This window comes from Aeromonas sobria (assembly GCF_006243315.1).
In the GTDB taxonomy this organism is placed as follows: domain Bacteria; phylum Pseudomonadota; class Gammaproteobacteria; order Enterobacterales; family Aeromonadaceae; genus Aeromonas; species Aeromonas sobria_A.
Genome location: NZ_NKWE01000082.1, coordinates 1 through 1,070, shown reverse-complemented (window position 1 = coordinate 1,070; position 1,070 = coordinate 1). Strand labels below are relative to the sequence as shown.

The 1,070-nt window shown below is 54.2% G+C and carries 1 protein-coding gene and 1 tRNA gene; both read right to left on the bottom strand.

The window, feature by feature from the left end; genetic code table 11:
* On the bottom strand, positions 1-385 hold a 385-nt coding region (locus tag CF137_RS21310), incomplete at its 3' end, for an IS1 family transposase (RefSeq protein ID WP_139721546.1).
* A gap of 468 nt (positions 386-853) precedes the next feature.
* A tRNA-Asp gene (locus CF137_RS21305) sits at positions 854-930 on the bottom strand.
* Positions 931-1,070: the final 140 nt, after the last annotated feature.

Below are 1,070 nucleotides of genomic sequence, written 5' to 3'. Positions count from 1 at the left end.
AGCGGTGACGCCAGAGGAAGGCAGTGTTTTTGCTAACCCCGCAACGCAGAGCGGCCCGGCGGACAGTCAGTCCTTCAATGAGGGCTTGCGCGTAGTCTTCCCAGCACTGCGCTTTACGTAATCTGGCCAAGGGGGTCTTGGTCAGCACGGTGCTGGTGCGCAGACACAGTTTGCAACGGTAGCGACGTAGTCCCCGACTCCATCCCCAGGGAGCCAACTGATTGGCATCGGCCTGACAATGTGGGCAGCCACAGCATGCCGGTAACTGGGTATTGAGTGAGGTAATGGCGTGGGGCGCAGTGAGCTCCTGCCGGGCAACACGGCGTTGGCGCAGGGTAAGCTGTGGAAAGAGAGACAACAGGTGTTGAAAGGCTGGAGTATCCATGATGGTAGACCTCAAGGTGATGGCCTACTTCAAGCTTAGCCTTTCAACACATAATTGGGACAGAGCCTTATTAATCCACCACACCCGGCAATCGCGGCATGGTCAACCTCGCCAAGCGGCTTGGCTTCAAGATCGACGTCCAGATGGAGGATGGGGTGGTCAATATGGAACTGCCCTGTAGCCAACATGCGGCAGAAGCCTGATTTGACTGACCTTATCCCCGCTCACATGGTTGTGAATTGAGCAGACAAGGTCGAGGTACAGATAGAAAATGGTTGAAATAGCAGGCTTTTTCGCCCTCTTCCAGCGGGGAAAAGCCAAGCATTGGCTGTTTTAGATACTAAAAATGACCAAGCCTAGGCAAGAGACCGGGCTAGGTGTTCGCTCTGGTGTGCAAACATCGGGTCACTGGGCAAAATCTGCCCATAGCAAAAAGGCCTTCCCAGTTGGGAAGGCCTTTAAAATTACTGGCGGAGCGGACGGGACTCGAACCCGCGACCCCCGGCGTGACAGGCCGGTATTCTAACCAACTGAACTACCGCTCCGCTATTTGGTTAGCTTTTCGCTAAATCTTTTGCCGCTTACTGAGGTGTCATCCTCTCGGCCAATGACATGAATTTGCACATCATTGTTTAATTGGGTGCCTGGCAGTGTCCTACTCTCGCATGGCGAATGCCACACTACA